General features: G+C 60.8%; 18 protein-coding genes and 1 tRNA gene. 8 read left to right on the top strand and 11 right to left on the bottom strand.

Going from position 1 to position 18,729, the window contains the following annotated elements; all coding sequences use genetic code 11:
* The first annotated feature begins 44 nt into the window (after positions 1-44).
* Both queC and ptaA read left to right on the top strand, forming a co-directional pair.
* Entirely contained in the window at positions 45-743 is a 699-nt protein-coding gene (gene queC / locus HRH33_RS22360) for a 7-cyano-7-deazaguanine synthase QueC (RefSeq protein WP_034100498.1), read from the top strand.
* Between the two features lie 181 nt (positions 744-924).
* Positions 925-2,007, top strand: coding sequence for a pyoverdine biosynthesis transaminase PtaA (ptaA, locus tag HRH33_RS22355; protein ID WP_167416609.1), 1,083 nt, complete (start codon positions 925-927; stop codon positions 2,005-2,007).
* Between the two features lie 53 nt (positions 2,008-2,060).
* Here ptaA and HRH33_RS22350 read toward each other — a convergent pair whose 3' ends face one another.
* A complete protein-coding gene (locus HRH33_RS22350) occupies positions 2,061-2,765 on the bottom strand; it encodes a hypothetical protein (protein WP_034100494.1) in 705 nt (234 codons plus the stop codon).
* Positions 2,766-3,017: 252 nt separating this feature from the next.
* On the opposite strand from HRH33_RS22350, the gene HRH33_RS22345 reads away from it, so the two are divergent.
* Complete coding sequence (locus HRH33_RS22345; RefSeq protein ID WP_167416610.1) at positions 3,018-5,042, top strand: c-type cytochrome; 2,025 nt, start codon at positions 3,018-3,020, stop codon at positions 5,040-5,042.
* Here HRH33_RS22345 and HRH33_RS22340 read toward each other — a convergent pair.
* The 7 genes from HRH33_RS22340 to HRH33_RS22310 all read right to left on the bottom strand — a co-directional run bounded on the left by HRH33_RS22340 (position 5,036) and on the right by HRH33_RS22310 (position 13,323).
* Positions 5,036-6,289 (bottom strand): 2-aminoadipate transaminase, encoded by a 1,254-nt coding sequence (locus HRH33_RS22340; protein WP_167416611.1) that lies wholly within the window; start codon positions 6,287-6,289, stop codon positions 5,036-5,038. The two genes, HRH33_RS22345 and HRH33_RS22340, sit on opposite strands and share 7 nt — an antisense overlap.
* A gap of 175 nt (positions 6,290-6,464) precedes the next feature.
* Complete coding sequence (locus HRH33_RS22335; protein ID WP_167416612.1) at positions 6,465-7,478, bottom strand: sensor domain-containing diguanylate cyclase; 1,014 nt, start codon at positions 7,476-7,478, stop codon at positions 6,465-6,467.
* A 42-nt stretch (positions 7,479-7,520) separates the two neighbouring features.
* Complete coding sequence (locus HRH33_RS22330; RefSeq protein WP_167416613.1) at positions 7,521-9,419, bottom strand: metallophosphoesterase family protein; 1,899 nt, start codon at positions 9,417-9,419, stop codon at positions 7,521-7,523.
* Between the two features lie 113 nt (positions 9,420-9,532).
* A complete protein-coding gene (locus tag HRH33_RS22325) occupies positions 9,533-9,742 on the bottom strand; it encodes a hypothetical protein (protein WP_167416614.1) in 210 nt (69 codons plus the stop codon).
* Positions 9,743-9,892: 150 nt separating this feature from the next.
* Positions 9,893-12,136, bottom strand: coding sequence for an ATP-binding protein (locus tag HRH33_RS22320; RefSeq protein WP_167416615.1), 2,244 nt, complete (start codon positions 12,134-12,136; stop codon positions 9,893-9,895).
* The gene (locus tag HRH33_RS22315; RefSeq protein ID WP_167416616.1) at positions 12,133-12,747 is read right to left on the bottom strand and encodes a biliverdin-producing heme oxygenase; all 615 of its coding nucleotides are present in this window, start codon (positions 12,745-12,747) and stop codon (positions 12,133-12,135) included. The genes HRH33_RS22320 and HRH33_RS22315 overlap by 4 nt, the downstream gene beginning before the upstream one ends.
* Before the next feature lie 195 nt (positions 12,748-12,942).
* Positions 12,943-13,323 carry a response regulator gene (locus tag HRH33_RS22310; RefSeq protein WP_034100478.1) on the bottom strand — a complete coding sequence of 127 codons (381 nt, stop codon included), beginning with the start codon at positions 13,321-13,323 and terminating at the stop codon, positions 12,943-12,945.
* 196 nt (positions 13,324-13,519) lie between these two features.
* Here HRH33_RS22310 and HRH33_RS22305 point away from each other — a divergent pair, with 196 nt between their 5' ends.
* Positions 13,520-13,894, top strand: coding sequence for a c-type cytochrome (locus HRH33_RS22305; RefSeq protein ID WP_034100476.1), 375 nt, complete (start codon positions 13,520-13,522; stop codon positions 13,892-13,894).
* Between the two features lie 36 nt (positions 13,895-13,930).
* Here HRH33_RS22305 and HRH33_RS22300 read toward each other — a convergent pair whose 3' ends face one another.
* Both HRH33_RS22300 and HRH33_RS22295 read right to left on the bottom strand, forming a co-directional pair.
* Complete coding sequence (locus tag HRH33_RS22300) at positions 13,931-14,302, bottom strand: PH domain-containing protein (RefSeq protein ID WP_015885780.1); 372 nt, start codon at positions 14,300-14,302, stop codon at positions 13,931-13,933.
* An 81-nt stretch (positions 14,303-14,383) separates the two neighbouring features.
* Positions 14,384-14,713 carry a hypothetical protein gene (locus tag HRH33_RS22295; RefSeq protein WP_034100472.1) on the bottom strand — a complete coding sequence of 110 codons (330 nt, stop codon included), beginning with the start codon at positions 14,711-14,713 and terminating at the stop codon, positions 14,384-14,386.
* A 211-nt stretch (positions 14,714-14,924) separates the two neighbouring features.
* Here HRH33_RS22295 and HRH33_RS22290 point away from each other — a divergent pair, with 211 nt between their 5' ends.
* On the top strand, positions 14,925-15,821 hold the full coding sequence (locus HRH33_RS22290) for a hypothetical protein (RefSeq protein WP_167416617.1): 897 nt from the start codon (positions 14,925-14,927) through the stop codon (positions 15,819-15,821).
* Between the two features lie 42 nt (positions 15,822-15,863).
* Positions 15,864-16,148 carry a hypothetical protein gene (locus tag HRH33_RS22285; protein WP_034115041.1) on the top strand — a complete coding sequence of 95 codons (285 nt, stop codon included), beginning with the start codon at positions 15,864-15,866 and terminating at the stop codon, positions 16,146-16,148.
* 197 nt (positions 16,149-16,345) lie between these two features.
* Here the strand turns inward: HRH33_RS22285 and HRH33_RS22280 are convergent.
* A tRNA-Leu gene (locus HRH33_RS22280) sits at positions 16,346-16,430 on the bottom strand.
* A 108-nt stretch (positions 16,431-16,538) separates the two neighbouring features.
* Between HRH33_RS22280 and queA the strand changes: the two genes are divergently transcribed.
* Both queA and tgt read left to right on the top strand, forming a co-directional pair.
* A complete protein-coding gene (queA, locus tag HRH33_RS22275) occupies positions 16,539-17,588 on the top strand; it encodes a tRNA preQ1(34) S-adenosylmethionine ribosyltransferase-isomerase QueA (protein WP_034100452.1) in 1,050 nt (349 codons plus the stop codon).
* Between the two features lie 5 nt (positions 17,589-17,593).
* Positions 17,594-18,709: a tRNA guanosine(34) transglycosylase Tgt gene (tgt, locus tag HRH33_RS22270; protein WP_010565220.1), complete on the top strand. Its 1,116-nt coding sequence runs from the start codon at positions 17,594-17,596 to the stop codon at positions 18,707-18,709.
* Positions 18,710-18,729: the final 20 nt, after the last annotated feature.

Here is an 18,729-nt window from a genome sequence, read left to right as displayed (position 1 = left end):
GCCTCTAAACTATCCCCCATTCCACGCATCCAGGAAGCACAGCGATGAGTAAAAAAGCCGTAATGGTGTTCAGTGGCGGGCAGGACTCGACGACCTGCCTGATCCAGGCACTGGCGTTGTATGACGAAGTGCACTGCATCACGTTCGATTATGGCCAGCGCCATGTGGCGGAAATCGAAGTGGCCCGCCAGCTTGCCAAGCAACTGGGCGCCACGGTGCACAAAGTGATGGATGTGTCCCTGCTCAACGAGTTGGCCATCAGTAGTCTTACCCGCGACAACATCCCCGTGCCTACCGTGAACAGTTCCGGCGAAAGCCTGCCGAGCACCTTTGTACCGGGGCGCAATATCCTGTTCCTGACCCTGGCGGCGATCTACGCGTACCAGGTCAAGGCCGAGACGGTCATTACCGGCGTGTGCGAAACCGACTTCTCGGGCTACCCCGACTGCCGCGATGAGTTCGTCAAAGCCCTGAACCAGGCGCTCAAGCTGGGCATGGAGTACGACGTACGGCTGGACACCCCGCTGATGTGGCTGAACAAGGCCGAGACCTGGGCCCTGGCCGATTACCACCATCAGTTGGACCTGGTGCGCGAACACACCTTGACTTGCTACAACGGCGTGATCGGCACCGGCTGCGGCGAATGCGACGCCTGCAACCTGCGCGCTCGTGGCCTGAACGAATACCTGCAGAACAAGGCGCAGGTCATGCACAGCCTCAAGCATAAGTTGCAGCTCAACTAGGGCTATTCGGCTTTAGCGTGGGGGAGGGTGCGCAATGCTCCTCCCCACTGCGACCCTGTTCCTGCTCTGCGGTGATGTGGGTTTTTCTCGGGCGTCAGGTTAAATCTGCCCACGCTTATCTCGTCATACCCCTCTGTACGCACTGTGCGAATCCATCACCCGCCTACAAGGAGTAGTCACCATGGTCAGCGTGAGTCGTCGGTCCCTTCTCGCCTTCAGCGCCGCCTTGCCCTTGCTGGGGCGCTTGGACTGGGCGGTCGCGGCGACGCCGCCGGCCAAGGCCGACAAGGTCCGTCTCAACTACAACGAAAGCCCCTACGGCTCAGCCCTGGCGGCCCGTGAAGCGATGCAGCGCGGTATCGCCACTGCCGGGCGCTACCCGTACAACCACATGTACGCACTGGCCGCATTGTTCGCTCAGCAACAGGGCATTGCCGAAGAACAGGTGGCGGTGTTTTCAGGCTCCATGGCGGCGTTGCGTTATGCGGTGCTGGCGTTCACCAGCGATACCCGTGGCCTGGTAATGGCCACGCCATCCTACGAAGTACCGCGCCAGGCCGCCGAAGCGCACAAGGCGCCGGTGCATGAAGTGAACCTCGACGCCCACCACGCCCACGATATCCCCGCCATGCTCGCCGCCGACCCCCAGGCCGGCATGCTCTACCTGTGCAACCCCAACAACCCCACCGGCACCCTGACTCCCACCCAGGCCATTCGCGACGCACTGGCGAACAAGCCCAAGGGCAGCGTGCTGGTGGTGGACGAGGCTTACATCGACTTCGCCGACGCCCCGAGCGTGGTCAGTTGGGTCAAGGACCACGACGACCTGCTGGTGCTGCGCACCTTCTCGAAAATCTACGGCATGGCGGGCGCACGCCTGGGCCTGGCCATCGGCCACCCAACGTTGCTGGAGCGGCTGGCGGTGTTTGGCGGCGACAATGTGCCGGCGGGCTCGTCGTTGCTCGGCGGTCTTGCCAGCCTGGAAGACGTCAAACTGCTGCCCCAGCGTAAAGCCCTCAATGCCCAGTTGCGCGATGAAACCCTGGCCTGGCTCAAGGGCCGTGGTTTCACTTGCACCGCTTCCCACAGCAATTGCTTCATGATCGACGTCAAGCAGCCCGCGCAGCAGGTCATCGAAAAGCTCGCCGCCGAAGGCGTATTGATCGGCCGGGTGTGGCAGAACTGGCCGCAGTGGGTAAGGGTGACAGTGGGGAACAAGCAGGAGATGGCGCGCTTTCGTGAGGTGTTTGCCGCGCGGGTCTAGCGCAGGACTACATGAGGGAAGGCGACGCTCCTCCCTCAATGAAGTCCCAGGTGTTATTGCTGCGCGATGCTGTACCCATCAAATGCGGTTTTCTGTTGCAAGGCATTCACCACGTTCTTGCGGTTGACCGGCAACTCGGCGCCGTTGTTGTCGGTGAACGACTCACGTTCCAGCTCGGCGTCATCCCCTTCGCCCACAAAGCTGAACCCTAGAAACTCGAACGCTTCGCGGTCCACGTTCAGCTTGGAGCGTGGCGTGCGCAGCGGCAGGGTGACGCTGATGCCGTCCTTGCTGATCACGAACACTTCGGCGTCTTTCTTGGCGCGTGCCGCCTTGCCCTTGCCGGCGCTCGGGTTGCTGATAGCTTGATGGGTCTGGTTCAGCACCTTGAGGGCCAGGCCGTAGACCAGTTCCTGAAACTCGGGGTCGTCCTTGAAGCTGGACAGGATGCGGCTGATGGAGAACTTGCTGCTCAAGTCTTCCAGGGCCAGGTTGTCGGCGGCTTCGGCGTCCTTGAGTTGCTTGAGCTGGCCCATCAGGTCGTAGGCCTTGTCGTCGTCGAACGCATCGTGGGCCTGGCGGATGGCGACGCGCAGTTCGCGGATCTGGTCGCTCTCCTTGGAAGTGTGAAACGCGTCCAGCACCATCTCGCTGATGGTCTTGGCCGCTGGCACATGCTGTGAAAGATTGATGGCGTTTTCGTATTCAGCTTTGGAGGCCAAGGCGACGACGGATTCTGCGGTGTAGGAATCGGACATTAATAGTTCACTACTTCAATAAACGGAGACAAAAAAGCGTCGCGCATTTTCAAGGGGCAGGGGAGTCAGGTCAAGGCGGCACACTGCCTTCGGCGTTCCGCTGATCCATATCAAAAGGCCATGCCGGAGAGTGGTTTACAACAACCTCGGGGCTGCCTGCGCCCCCGACTATTTGCCTGAGAACGCATAAAAACAATTGCAGACCTGCGCCGAGGAGACCGCTCCACGCCAGGTTCTTAAAGGACTATTGCGATGATGTTTGCCCTCTTACGCGTCAGCTTCGTGGGGATGCTGATGTGCCTGTCCCTCTCGCTGCACGCCAGCACGCCCGACACCCCTCTGCTCGAACGCGGCCACTACGTCGCTCAACTCGGCGACTGCATTGCCTGTCACACCGCCAAGCCAGGCGCGCTGATGGCCGGCGGCCTGGCGTTGAGTACGCCGATGGGGACGATCTACTCCAGCAATATCACGCCCGATGCCGAGACAGGCATCGGGCGCTACACCTTCGAGCAGTTCGACCGCGTCATGCGCGAAGGCGTTACCCCCAGTGGTATGAACTTGTACCCGGCGATGCCGTACCCGTCCTACGCGAAGATCAGCGAAGAGGACATGCGCGCGTTGTACGCCTACCTGATGCAGGGCGTGCCGGCGGTCCGCCAGGACAACCTGCCGGCGGACATGGGCTTTCCGTTCAATCAGCGCTGGGGCTTGGCATTGTGGAATTTCGCCTTTCTCGACAAGCAACCCTTCCAACCCGATCCTGGCCGCGACGCGGGGCTCAACCGTGGTGCCTACTTGGTTCAGGGCCTGGGGCATTGCGGCTCGTGCCATACGCCGAGGGGCATTGCGTTCCAGGAAAAAGCCATGAGCGATACCGAGCGCGGCGGCCAGCACTACCTGGCGGGGGAAACCGTCGAGCATTGGCGCGCCTTGAGCCTGCGCAACCTGTGGACCGTTGACGACACCGTGCAACTGCTCAAGACCGGGCAAAACCGTTTTGCCACAGTGTCGGGCAACATGGCCGATGTGATCCACCACAGCACCCAGCATTTTAGTGATGACGACCTGATTGCCATCGCCCGTTACTTAAAATCCCTGCCGGCGGGCCAGGAGGATCTGCCGATGCCTGCCGTGGCCAAAGCCCCGGTTGGCGTGCCTGACGACCTGTTCAGCAGTCGTGGCGGCCTGGGCTACACGCAGTTCTGCAGCGACTGCCACCGCAGTGACGGTGCCGGCGTGAAGGGCCTGTTCCCGCCGTTGGCCGGCAACCCGAGCGTGGTCGCCGCTAACCCAACATCTCTTTTGCATATCACCCTCACCGGCTGGGAAACCGCGCAAACCGCCACCCATCCGCGGGTCTACACCATGCCTGGGTTCGCGCGGCTGGCCGACCAGGAAATCGCCGAGATCCTCAGTTTTGTGCGCACCCACTGGGGCAACCAGGGCACGCCGGTCAGCCCCGCGCAGGTGAAAACCCTGCGCGAGCAGCTCAACCCGGCCAGCAGCGACATGTCCGCGTTCCAGACTCCGCGTCTGGCCGAGTTGCTGGCCGCGCCGAATGCCGACCAGGTGCTGCGTGGCATGCGGTTGCATCTGCAGACCAAGGCACTGCTGCCGGACAATGTCGGCAACGCGCTGAACTGCACCAGTTGCCATCTCAATGCAGGCACGGTGGCCGATGGATCGCCGTTCGTAGGGGTGTCGGCGTTTTTCCCCGGTTATGCCCCGCGTGCCGGCAAGGTAATCACGTTGGAGGAACGCATCAACGGCTGTTTCCGCCGGTCCATGAACGGCAAGCCGCTGGCGCCGCAATCGGCGGATATGCAGGCGATGGTGGCGTATTTCGACTGGATGAAAAACAACACCCGCCCGCAGGACAAAGTCGCCGGGCGCGGCGTGGGCAAGGTCGACCCGACGCTCAAACCCGACCTGGCCAATGGCAAAGCGGTGTACGCCAAGCAATGCGCGGTGTGCCATGGCGACAATGGCCAGGGCCTGACCCGTGCCGACGGTGAATGGATCTACCCGCCGCTGTGGGGTGAGCAGTCGTTCAATATCGGTGCGGGGATGGCGCGCACCTACACAGCCGCCGCGTTCGTCCAACGCAATATGCCGATTGGCTTCCACGAACGCTTCCCGCTGGGGCAGGGTGGCTTGACGGAACAGGAAGCGGTGGACGTCGCGGCGTACTTTTCCGGGCAGCCGCGTCCGGACTTCCCGGACAAGGTCAAAGACTGGCCGAACGGCGGCAAACCGGTGGATGCACGCTACTGATCCAGGCGCTTGAAGCAGGCTTCAAGGATATCCAGCCCTTCTTCCAGCACCGCCGGCTCTGTGGTCAGCGGTGCCAGCAGGCGGATGATGTGCCGTGCCTTGCCGCTGGGCATCAGCAGCAACCCGGCGTCCCGCGCCAGGCCGAGCAGTTGCGTCAATTGCCGGGGCGCCGGCGTGCCGTCGGCGTTGGCCAGTTCGATGCCGCGCATGGCGCCGACGCCGGTCAGGCGCCCGAGGTAGGGCGACAGCGCTTGGTCGCGCCAGGTCGCGTACCTGCGGACAATCGCGGCTTCCTGCTGCGCGCCCCACGCGTGCAAGTTTGCGTCCGTCATCACCTCCAGGGTGGCCAGCGCCGCCGCGCAGGCGATGGGGTTGCCGGAGTAAGTACCGCCCAGGCCGCCTTTGGGCAAGTTATCCATCAGGTTTTTGCGCCCGACCACCGCCCCCAGCGGTACACCGCCGGCAATGCTTTTGCCCAGCAAGATCAGGTCCGGCTCAATGCCCAGGCGCGAAAACGCGAAGCGTTGACCGGTACGGCCGAAGCCCGATTGGATTTCGTCGGCAATCAGCAGGATCTGTTTCTCGTCGCAGAAATGCCGCAGCGCCTGGGCAAATTCGACGTCCAGGGCCAGGAAGCCACCTTCGCCCTGCACCGGTTCGATGATGAAACAGGCGACGTCTTCCACGTCGATTTCCACGCTGAACAAACGCTCCATGGCCTTCAGTGCGTCGGCGCAGGTCACGCCGTTGTCGGCGCTGGGGTACGGCAGGTGATACACCGGGCCGGGCAGGACGCCGACCTTTTGCTTGTAGGGCGCGACCTTGCCGTTAAGGTTCAAGGTGGCCAGGGTGCGGCCATGGAAGGCACCGTCAAAGGCGATCACCGCAGTGCGGCCGGTGGCGCCGCGCACGATCTTCAAAGCGTTTTCCGCCGCTTCCGCGCCGCTATTGGTGAGCATGCCGCTGACCGGGTAGCTCACAGGGATAAAATCACTCAGGCGTGCCATCAGCTCGATGTAGGGCGCGTGCGGCGCGGCGTTGAAGGCATAGTGCGTAAGCCGAGTAGCCTGCTCGCGAATCGCCTCGACTACCCGCGGGTGGCAATGGCCGAGGTTGAGCACACCGATGCCGCCGACGAAGTCGATATAGCGCTTGCCTGTGGTATCCCACACTTCGGCGTTCTTGCCGTGGCTGAGGCTGATGGGGTGGACGATGGAAATCGACTGGCTGACGGTGGCGTGGCTCATGAATCCGGGACTCGGCAGTGGTGGGGCGTTTTTTATCTAAGCCGCCCGCCGGGGCCTGTCGCAAACGAAATAAAGTCTTTGGGTCATTCCAAATCGGAAGGAGCTACTGCCGAAGGGGGCGCGGACAAACCGGTCGACACTGGTCAAGTGCGCGCCGCTGCGCTGATGCCTCCGGTTATTCCGACACCCCGGCCTTGCCCGCGGCCTTGGCGCGATACAACGCCTGATCGGCGCGCTCCATCAGGGCGGCGGGGGATTCATCCGCGTGGCGCTCGGCCACGCCCAGGCTCAGGGTGACGGCGAAGTCGCCGGGGGCCTGGATTGTGCGTATCTTGCGGCAGATCTGCTCGGCTAACGCCTTGGCCGTTTCCAGGCTGCTCTCGGGCAGGATCACCATGAACTCATCGCCGCCCCAGCGTGCCAGCAGGTCACACGGGCGAATGCAGCTCTCCAGGCACTCCACCACCCGCACCAGGGTCTGGTCGCCAGCGCCGTGGCCATAGCGGTCGTTGATGGGCTTGAAGTCATCGATGTCCATGGCGATCAGGGCCAGCGGCAGGCGGAAGCGCTGGGCACGCTCGCACGCTTGCAGCAGGGTTTTTTCCAGGCGATAGCGGTTGGCAACCAGGGTCAAGGCGTCCCGCTCGGCCAAGGCGCGGTTTTCGTCCAACTGCAATTTGAGTTGCTGGTTGACCCGAGCCAGTTCACGGGTGCGCTCGGCCACCAGCGCTTCCAGCGACTGGTTGCGTTGTTCGAGTTGGGCGACAGAGTATTTGCGCGTCTGAATGTCGCGATGGGCGCCGACCATGCGCGCCACCGAACCGTCGGGGTTACGCGCGATCACGTAGCCGCGGTCCTCGATCCACAGGTAGCTGCCATCTTTTTTTCGGCAACGGTATTCGGTCTGGTAGTGCGGCGCGCGGCGGTTGATGTAGTCATCGAACAGCGCCATCACCTGGGGGTAGTCCTCTGGATGAATGATGTTTTCCCAGGTGAACAGGGTGTTTTCCAGCGCATGCCGCGGGTAGCCCAGCATTTCGTACCAGCCCGGATTGCGGTAGACGAACCCGGTGTTGGCGTTCCAGTCCCAGATGCCGTCGCTGACCAGCTCCAGGATGGTGTGCAGCATGTCGGCGTTGAGGTGCGAGAAGTCCTGCTTCGCCGGGTTGCTGCCTGAGGTATCGCCCATTGCTTTTGCTCCTTGCATGCGCACTGCGTTCGCCACCGCGCGCTATGGCGTGGGCGCAACCATCTGTGTGCGAGCCTTCCCGTTCGCATTGTGTTGGTAAATTGCGTCCGGTTGACCTTGTTCGTTGAAAAACACCTGACCGATGCCCGCCGAGTTCCATAACCGTTCGCCGGCCTCGGCATGTTCCGGAATATGCGGTACGACCTGCATGGTGCGACGGCGTGTGAACCAGTTGAGCGGCGAACGGGGTGAGTATAGCCAGCGGTTGAGACGGTCGAACCATTCCAGCAGGCGCGGTGGAAATTCGTTCTTGATGCCGCTGCTGGTGATCTGCCAGATCCGGGGGCCGGCATTGCGGTGGCGGATCAGCACGGCATAGACGAACGAGTAATGCACGTCACCGGAGAGAATCACGTAGTTACCCGGCGTACGCGAGTGGCGGAAAATATTGAGGATCACCTGGGCGGCGCCCCGGTGGGCCATCCAGTTTTCCGCGTCCACCAGCAGCGGGTAGCCGCACCAGCTGAAGACCTTCTGCACTGTCTCGATCAGCTTGACGCCGAAGATCGGCGCGGGCGAGACGATGATCGCCGACGGGTGGTCCAGCAGTTCCTGTTGCAGTTCGCTCAAAGCTTCCCAGTCCAGCAGGCCGGAGGGTTGCTTGAGGGTGAACTCACTGCGCCAGCGCCGGGTGCGGGTGTCGAGCACTACCAGGGCGGGGGTGCTGGGCAGCACGTAATGCCATTGTTGAAATTTGAGCAACGTGGCCAGCAAGGCATCCTGGACGGCGGCGTCGAGATGGTTGTCGGGGACGTGGGCGGTCAGCGCCTGGATGGGCGGCAACAGTTCGACGAAGGCATCCGGGTGGTTGCCCCAACCCTGGCACAGCAGATAGGCGAGCAGGGCATTGCCGATGATGCGTTTGGAAAACGGGTGGCCGTAGGCGGTTTCTTCCCATTGGGCGCTGAGGTTCCAGTCGTCGGTGATGTCGTGATCGTCAAAGATCATCAGGGTGGACAGGTGCGCGAAGACTCGCGCAACGCCGGGCAGGCCGTTGCGAAAGCGCTCGATGTGCACGTGCTCACGCGCATAGCGCGCCGATTCGTCCGGGCTCAGTGGTGGCGCTTGGGTTTCGATCAAGGTCCAGGGCGTGGGGGACCATACCAGCAGGTACATCGCCATGACTTCGGCAAAGGTGACCAGATGGTTGTCGGCGGTACTGCTGGTGAAAATCGGCTTTTTAACGCCGCCGAAGAAGCGCTCGCGCAGGGTCTGATTGCTGTCCAGTGCCGGTAGCAGGTCCGCGCGATGGTAATAGCTGGCGCGGTGCCCGTAGAGGCTGGCGCTGTCGTCCACTACGGCGCCCTCCAGATGTTCGTCGAACAGGCCCAGGCGCGCGATCAGTGCGTGGATCGCCCGAAGCATCGGCCCGGCCACATCGTCGGCGTAAACCTGGTCGCCGCTCATCATCAGCAAGGCCGGACGCTCATCGAGCGTGTGCGCATCGGCGAGCAGGCGATCGACGCAGAGCAGGCCGTCGTCGGCGGCGTGGTGAGGCTTGCGGCAGGAGCCGTGCACGAGCTGGTGGATGCGACTGTGCAGGACAAAATGCGGTGATGGCGCGTCGGCATACAGCAGATGCGCCGCCCAATGGGCGATACCGAGGCCGTCGATCAGCAGGTCGTAGTGGATGACCTCGTCCTGGGGCAGCGCTTCGTCCAGCGGCACATCAATCAGATGCACAAAGGCCTGTCGGCCTATGGGGATGACTTGGCACTGGCCTTGATCCAGCGGGATGTGCAGCGTGTGTCCGGCCCATTGCAGCTTCAAGGTCAGGTCCAGGGGACGACTGCCAGTCAGCCACAGCACCAGGCGCCTGGGTTCGAGACGTCGTAGCAAAGGGCCGGCAAGTACGGCGGGCAGGTTGTCGGGGTGCAGCATGCAGGGAAGGGCTCCGGCCAGGCTAGAACCGGCAAGGTTAGCGCAATGAATGTCAGTGTTTTGTTAAGGCACGGGGGGTACGAAGGGCAGCGGGCTGCCCTCCGTAGGTCGCTCTAGAGCAGGTTGCCCTTGCCGAGGCTGTCCAGGCTGCCGCTGCCGCTGCCGCGGCGCCGATTGTGACGTGGGGCGTTGTCGGTTTGCTGGGGATCAAGTGGGAGTGAGTGGCTGTCCAGGCTGCGCTTCTTGCGTTGCAGGGCTACATCATCGTGTTGTGGGGTGGGGAATTGCAGATGGCCTAGGAATGGACTGATAGCTCCAAGCATAAAAATATCCCTCTGTAAGTTAGATGGGCTCCGCGTCTGCGAAGCCGGGCCAAACTTATAGAGGCGCGAGGTGTTGGAGCTATAAACACCTCGTGGCAACGTGTAACGGCAATGGCGGTTTAGGGCCATCGAGCCCTTCAGCCGGACCGATCAGGTATGGGCGTCCTGCATCACCTTCGGCACCGTGAATCGGAACTCACTGCCACGGCCTACTTCACTTTCGGCCACGATCTTGCCGCCGTGGGCCTGCACGATGCCTTGGGTGATATACAGCCCCAGCCCGCTGCCGGTGGGATTGTTTTCGGTCTGTGTCCAGTAGCGGTCGAACACATACGGCAACAGCTCTGGGGCAATACCTTCGCCGGAGTCGCGCACCGAAAACACAATCTCTTCGCCGTTGCTCATGGCACTGATGCCGATATTGCCCTGGCGCGGGGTGAACTTGATGGCGTTGCCGATCAGGTTCGACAGCACTTGGAACAAGCGCTCGGGGTCGCCTTTGATCTGCAGGCCAGGTTCGGCGTTGAACGACAGGTCGATGCCTTTTTCCATCGCCAACGGTGCCAGCAAGGAGTACGCCTCCTCGAACATCTGGTTCACATCCAGCGCCACGGGCTTGACCACATAGCGGCCGGCCTCGATTTTCGAGGTGTCGAGCAGGTCTTCCAGCAACACATTCATGCGCCCGGCGGCTTGTTGCATGGTGTCGATGGCCGAGGAAATACGTCGCGAGGTGTGTGGGCCTTCGGAGCTGAAGGCTTTTTGCATCATGCCGCAGAGCATCGAGATGACAGTCATCGGGTTGCGCAGGTCGTGGGACACCACCGCCACCAGGTCATCACGGGCGCGCACGGCCTGTTGCTCGCGCTCGACCTGGCGGGCCAGGTCGTTTTCCAGGGCGGAGCGGCGCAGGTCGTTGGCGGCGAACAGGTCGCCGTGGCTCCACTTGGTGGAGATGCCGGCCATTTCCACTTTCCAGATTTCAAACGACGTGCGTGGGCGCAGGCGCATACCAGCGTCGGAATTTTCCAGGTCCAGCGGTTTTTTCGGGTCGCCGCTCCAATTGATGTTCTCTTTGACCTCGGGGCGGAACCACAGCACACCGTTGTCCACCGGCTTGGGCAGGCCCATGGCCAATACGCCGCTGGCCACTTGCTGAAACTCCGCCGCCGGAGGGTAAACCGAGGCCAGGTTATGGCTGGCGAACACCGGTTCGCCGCTGGCTTGCAGCCACTTGTGCAACGCCCTGATCTGCGCCGGTTCCGGGCAGTTGCCGTAGCGGTGCAGTTGTTTGTCTTCGATGATCGCCACGCCCCCGGCCAGGGTCAGGTCCATGAGCAATCGCGGTTGCTTGGCCAGGCCGTCGAACACGTTGTGGTCCGAGGCTTTCATGGCCTTGTCCAGTTGGGCCAAGGCTTCGACTTTTTCTTCGCGCTGGTGGCTCAGGTCCAGAGCCTCCATGGCGCTGATCTGCAGCGAGAGTACCTGGCCGATGGTCTGGCAGGCGGTACGCAGTTCGTTCGGTACCAGCAGCGGGGTGCGGTTGCCGCAACTGATCAGGCCCCAGAGTTTGTCGCCTTTCATCAGCGAAATGCTCATGGACGACAACACGCCCATGTTCTGCATGTACTGGCAATGAATCGGCGACACACTGCGCAGCGTCGCAAAGCTCAGGTCCAGCGGTTCGCCGGTATCCGGGCGCAATTTGGGCACCAGCGGCACCGGCGTGTAATCGGCGTTCGGGATAATCCGCAGCCAGTTGGTGCGGTACAGCTCGCGAGCCTGTTCGGGGATGTCAGATGCAGGGAAGAACAGACCGTTGAACAATTCCATGGACGGAGCGGATGCTTCGGCAATCACCTGACCATGGCCTTCTTCTTCGAAGCGGTAGATGAGCACCCGGTCGTAACCGGTCATGGCCTGGATTTCCGTGACGCTGATGTCGTACAGCGCCGCCAGGGTTTTTGCCGACTGCAAGCGGCGCAGCATCTTGCCCAGATCACTGGTGCGACCGTTGAGCGCCCTTGGTTGAAAATCCTTGAGGTGGGGTTCGAATTCCAGCACCAGCACATTTTGGTGGCGGTGCAACAAACCTTCGAACTCAGCGCCGTTGAGCGTCACGTGCAGCGGCGGCGCATCGGTAAAGGTGTTGAGTTCGGCCATGGCCTGCACGGCCTGGGCGTGTTCGGAGCCGATCAGGCTGTGCAGCGGCTGGCCCAACAGCGCCTCGGGCGTGCGGTTGAACAGCGTAGCGACGTTGGCGCTCACTTGGATAATCTTCAGGTCTGGCTCGGACAGCGTCAGCAGCACACCGTGAGGCTGAATCGCCCCAGGAAAGCGGATGGGTTCGTCGGCGCAGTTGGCAAGCAGCTGTTCAAAATCTTGGGGTTTCATAGCAGTACCTCCTGGCTGTCGAGCCATCGCTCAAAGCCGCTGAATGTCGAACGGGCGGCATGTACCGCGCGCTGTTGGGCTTCGGCGTCCAGCGCCTGGCTGCCCAGATAATCGAGAAAGTCTTTCCAACGCCGGCCCGTCTCAGGGCCATACACATCAAGAAACGCGCCGCCGTTGGTGGCATCGATGCCAAAGCGCTGGGCCATTTCCCGGCGCAGCACCTGGCCGCCCAACGTTGCGCCTTCAAGCACATACAACACACCGAGGCACGCCGCAGGGGTGTCGAGGCGCGGCAGGGCGGTGCAGTGGGGCGTGGCGTTGATAGCGGCGTCATCCAGGCCAAGACCGTGCAGGTCGCTGACCAATGTTGGCGTTTTCACACGCAGAGCAGTATCGAATCCCGCCGGGATCAGCCCACTGGCATACAGCGCCGCTTCAATGGGTGCGTAAAACCCGTGGTAGGCCTGCAGCAGGCGCCGGTAGCCGTCGGCATCCAGGCGCTCGGAAAAAAATGGCAGACGCTTTTCCAGCGCAACGTGCAACAGGCTGGTGCCTGTGCGTAACGCATCAAGCAATGAGGGCGCACCAACGTCATGGGCCTTTGAAAGCATGCAAATAGCTCGAGCTGTGGGCCTGCCGGCCATGAATGACGCGTGGAAATGGGCGACGATTCTACACAACTCATGGCCATTGACTGTACGCACAAGGCGAAAGGCCTGACCAGCGGATCAGAAAAGTCGCTCCTTGCCTTATGACTGACCGTACAGCGTACCGTGAAGTTCGGTTTAGGTGATATTGCGGCGCTATCAGTGCAGTGACGAACCTTGCTGAGTCAGCGCCGTTTGCACGCATTCGATCAGATGCTCAGTGCTCCATGGCTTGGGCAGGAAACGCACGGAACCGCCTAGCTCTTCAGCCATTTTTGTATTGCCCGAGGTTAGCAGCACCCGCACTGATGGCCAGCGATGGGCAACCACGCGGCTCAAGTCATAACCATTGAGCAGGCCAGGCATTTGTATGTCGCTGACAATCAGGTCCACGGGGTCGTCCTCGCGTTCCAGGTAAATCATCCCTTCATCCGCTGAGGGAAACGACGTCACAATCGCGCCGAAATCCTCCAGTACATCCACCATCAACGCCCGAATAATTTCGTCGTCTTCCAATACCAAAATCGATGGCTGAGCCATGATCCTTACTCCACCATCAGGGTTCAGTTAGGTGGAGTGGAACGCAGCGGTATAGGTTCGATTGGATGTGTCCCAGGCGATGGGTGGTCGTTCAGGGTGTCTAGGTTGCGTGTTTGCACCCGTGGCATTGCAGGCGGCGGTGATCCGGATGGAGATGCCAGGCATAATTCCCGCAACCGCCGATGTGGAGTCGCCCATGAAGTACGCCTTACTGACCCTCGCCCTGATTCTCAACACCGCCCCAGCCTTCGCCGCTGGCGATGCCGAAGCCGGCGGTAAGCTCTTCACCAAGACCTGCGGCGGCTGCCACAGCATCGGCGAAGGCGCGCGCGGCGGTTTCGGCCCGCAACTCAACGGCATCATCGACCGCCCCGCCGGCACCACCGAGGACTACCAGTATTCCGACGCGATGAAAAACTCCGGCGTGGTCTGGACCCGCGAAAAACTCGCCGCGTACATCGAAGACCCCAAGAAGGTAGTGAGCGGCACGCGGATGATCTTCTGGGGTATCAGCGATCAGGAGAAGATTGAAAATATCCTGGCGTATCTTGAGACGTTCCCGTCCAAGTAAGCGCTCTTTCGCCAGGCGATACTTCTGGCCGATTGATCACGTCAGCAGATGCTTGGAAATCAGCCGCGAGATTTCCACAATCGAGGTCTTCCCAGTGAACTCGAATTTCACTTTGCCCAGGGATGAAAAGTAAATCTCCAACTCCGAATCCAGGTCGAAGGTCCCGGACGTTTCCACCGAATACGCCACGATGTTTTTGTACGGCAGTGATGTGAAGTCCTTCTTGCTGCCGGTGATGCCTTGCACGTTTACCGCGATGATGCGTTTGGTGGTGAACACCACGCCGTCGCGCATGGCCTTGTAGGCGTCCACTACTTCTTCGCCATCGAGCAGCAAGGCCGAGACGCGTTCGGCGTATTCATTGTTTTGTTTGAGTTTGAAGAAGCCTTTGTTGTTGAAGTCGATCATGTAACGGTCCTTGTGGTCGGTCTGTGACGCCGCATAAGTTGACACTCATCGTGGTCAGGCTCGTTCCTTCAATGGAAGGTGTCACTGGATAGCTTTGAGGTAATGCTTGAGTGCGTCGAGCGGGGCATCGAGTTCCTCCAGGGTAGAGGCTTTTCGAGTGTCGGCGGCCAGTCTCTCCAGCTCACGCCCCAACACCGTCTCCGTTCCGCCCAACGCCTGCAGCGCCTGCATCACGCATTCATCGAGCTTACGTTGAATCAGGCGTAAGTCCCCTTGGCGCACCAGCAATCCAAACACTTCACGCTCATACGCGGCCATCGCCGGGTCGTCGCGCAATACCGGGCTGCCGCCGTCGGTTTCATGCACCAGTTTGAGTGCGAAGAGCGCAACAGCTTCCAGCGTCAATTCCATGGTAGGGCTTCCTCGGTGTGCGGGCGGAGCGCGATAATCACTGTTCTGCGGCTGAAAAAAAAGACTTCAAACGCTTGCACCTCAAGCTCTCCGCGGAACGATATTAATTAGCCATGTTCCAACCCGCCGTGCACAGCTCGCGCAGCCAGCCAATGGACCGGTGCGATGTTGAATCGGCACGTTTGACTCACTTACAGGGACGCAAGTACTTATGCAGCCATCCTCCACACCTGATTCATCCGCCACTGGCGATCTGATCGCGAGCTTTCGCCATGGCAAAGGTTTTCTCATTTTCAGCCTGATACTCGGCGTTGCGCTGTTGGCGCTCGCGGGATTTGTGCTGTATCTGGGTACGATCCTGCCGCCGGGTAATGAAGGGCCTATCGGTGTCACAACGTCCCGGGGCATGACGATTAACTTCAGCAGCGGGCAGTCGCTGATCAATCTCACCAGTGGCTTTCTGGCCATTCTTGGGCTGTGTGTATTCGGCCTTTACGCTTGGCATAAGAAATTGCGCAGTACCGCTTACGATGTGTACGAGCATGGCATCGCACGCATCAACCAAGGCCAGCGCGATTACACCCCGTTTATCGAGATCCAGGACTTGTATCTGTTCAGCTCCGGGCAAACGGTGATGACAGGCTTGATCACCAACCTGGCCTACCGTCGCACGGCCGCCGAGCCGTTTCATCGCGTGATTGAAAGCCTTAAGGGTTTTCAAAAATTCCAGCAATTGGTGCGCGAACTGCACGTCCGCGCGCGCATGCCGGAAGTGCTCAGTGTGCTGGAGTCGGGCGGGGCGGTGACGTTCAATTGCATCAGCTCCGGCCAAGTGTGGGGCAAGCGCATGAGCGGTAATTTCCTCAAAATCACCACGGCGCCCATCCTGGTGAGCGCTCAGTGCCTGGAATACCAGGGCCGTAAGGTGCCGATGTCGTCATTGCGCAGCGTCGACCTCAACGCCTGGAGCGAAAAAGTGGTGATCAAAGACGACAGCGGCCAACCGGTCCTGTCGACCATCGCCACCGGCATCCTGAGCCACGACCTGTTTCTGCATACGCTGGACACAGTGCTCACGGCTCAAACCCAAACGCGCGAGCTGGCGTGAACCGCTCGCGTAATCGTTGATTGTGCATAAAGGGATTAAACGATGATCTATCGCGGCGCAGGCTGGCTGACGCTGTTCACACCGGTGGCCATGATTTTGTTGCTGATGGTGTTGTGGCCCGACCCCAGCGTCAAGCCGGGCAACACCTCGTTGACGCAACTGCTGATGGGCGTGGGGATCGGCTCGGCCATCAACACGGTGCTGGGTTTTGTGCTGAATAGGGAAGTGCATGAAGATGGCGTGCGCCACCATTTCTTTTTCTTGCCCATGCAATGGCCGGCACTGGCGATCACACTGGTGTGCGTGGTGATTGCGCTGTTCAAGTAAGGTTACCGGCCGCCCGGCCAGGGCGGCCGGGTGTGTAATCGGGGGCCGACTACGACTTTTCCCTATGCCGCTTCAAACCTGGCTCCCACAGTGAACTGTGTTTCAGCTGAAAGAGGCGCTGAGCAATAAATCAGCAGAGTGCCCACTTTTCGACAGGCGAAAAAAAAGACCTTGAATTTCAAGGTCTTTTTTTAAGATGGTGCCCCGAGGGAGACTCGAACTCCCACTCCTTTCGAAAACGGATTTTGAATCCGCCGCGTCTACCAATTCCGCCATCAGGGCTCAATGGCGGCGAAGTATAGAGAGGTGATTACCGTTGGTCAATCACGTTTCATGGTCAATTTTGACTATTTCCGCTAGACTTCCCGGCCCTGCTAGACGAACCCCATCATGCGCGTTGCTGACTTTACTTTTGAGCTCCCTGATTCGCTGATCGCTCGCCACCCTTTGGCCGAGCGTCACGCCAGTCGACTGCTGACCCTGGACGGGCCAAGCGGTGCCCTCGCACACCGTCAATTCACTGATTTGCTTGAGCATTTACGCCCAGGCGATCTGATGGTGTTCAACAATACCCGGGTGATTCCGGCGCGGCTGTTTGGCCAGAAAGCCTCCGGCGGCAAGCTGGAAATTCTGGTGGAGCGGGTGCTGGACAGCCATCGCGTGCTGGCCCATGTGCGCTCCAGCAAATCGCCGAAACCGGGATCGAGCCTTCTTATCGATGGCGGTGGCGAAGCCGAGATGGTGGCGCGTCATGATGCGCTGTTCGAGCTGAAGTTCGCCGAAGAAGTCCTGCCGTTGCTGGAGCGCGTCGGCCATATGCCGTTGCCTCCTTATATCGACCGCCCGGATGAAGACGCTGACCGCGAACGCTATCAGACCGTGTATTCCCAGCGCCTGGGTGCGGTGGCCGCGCCTACGGCCGGGCTGCATTTCGACCAGCCGCTGCTGGAGGCGATTGCCGCCAAAGGCGTCGAGACCGCCTATGTGACCCTGCACGTGGGGGCCGGCACGTTTCAGCCGGTGCGTGTGGAGAACATCGAAGACCACCATATGCACAGCGAATGGCTGGAGGTTACTCAGGATGTGGTGGACGCGGTCAACGCGTGCAAGTCGCGCGGCGGGCGGGTGATTGCGGTGGGTACCACTAGCGTGCGCTCCCTGGAAAGCGCGGCGCGCGACGGCGTGCTCAAGCCGTTTAGCGGCGACACCGATATCTTCATTTACCCAGGCCGACCGTTCCACGTGGTCGATTGCCTGGTCACCAACTTCCATTTGCCGGAATCCACGCTGTTGATGCTGGTGTCGGCATTTGCCGGTTATCCCGAGACCATGGCCGCTTATCAAGCCGCCATCGAAAATGGATACCGTTTTTTCAGCTACGGTGATGCGATGTTCATCACCCGTAACCCGGCGCCGCGCGGCCCAGAGGAACAACTATGAGTCGTATGTCGTTTGAATTGCTGGCCACCGACGGTAAGGCCCGTCGCGGTCGCCTGACGTTCCCGCGCGGCACCGTGGAGACCCCGGCGTTCATGCCTGTCGGCACCTACGGCACCGTCAAGGGCATGCTGCCGCGCGATATCGTCGCCACCGGCGCCGAGATTATCCTCGGCAACACCTTCCACCTGTGGCTGCGCCCGGGCACGGAAGTGATCAAGAAGCATGGCGACCTGCATGACTTCATGAAGTGGCAGGGCCCGATCCTCACCGACTCCGGTGGTTTCCAGGTGTTCAGCCTGGGCGCCATGCGCAAGATCAAGGAGGAGGGCGTGACCTTCGCCTCGCCGGTGGATGGTTCCAAAGTGTTCATGGGCCCGGAAGAATCGATGCAGGTGCAGCGTGACCTGGGTTCGGACATCGTGATGATTTTCGACGAGTGCACGCCGTACCCGGCCGACGAAGACGTCGCGCGGGTGTCCATGGAGTTGTCGCTGCGTTGGGCCCAGCGTTCGAAAAACGCCCATGGCGATAACACTGCGGCGTTGTTCGGTATCGTCCAGGGCGGCATGCATGAAAGCCTGCGCAAGCGCTCGCTGGAAGGCCTCGACAAGATCGGCTTCGACGGCCTGGCCATCGGCGGTCTGTCGGTGGGCGAGCCCAAGCACGAGATGATCAAGGTGCTGGATTATCTGCCGGGCCTGATGCCGGCTGACAAACCTCGTTACCTTATGGGCGTTGGCAAACCGGAAGATCTCGTAGAGGGTGTGCGCCGCGGTGTGGACATGTTCGATTGCGTGATGCCAACCCGTAATGCCCGCAATGGGCATCTGTTCATCGATACAGGCGTGCTGAAGATCCGTAACGCGTTCCATCGCCATGATGATTCGCCGCTGGATCCCACCTGTGATTGCTACACCTGCCAGAACTTCTCCCGTGCTTATCTGCACCATCTGGACAAGTGCGGAGAAATGCTGGGTAGCATGTTGAATACCATCCACAATTTGCGTCATTACCAAGTCCTGATGGCTGGTTTGCGCGAGGCTATTCAACAGGGTACATTGGCCGCCTTCGTCGATGCCTTCTATGCCAAGCGCGGGCTCCCTGTGCCGCCCTTGGACTGAGTTTCCCGACCCTAAGATTC

This window comes from Pseudomonas rhodesiae, from assembly GCF_013285305.1.
In the GTDB taxonomy this organism is placed as follows: domain Bacteria; phylum Pseudomonadota; class Gammaproteobacteria; order Pseudomonadales; family Pseudomonadaceae; genus Aquipseudomonas; species Aquipseudomonas rhodesiae.
This window is presented reverse-complemented; position numbering and strand designations above follow the sequence as displayed.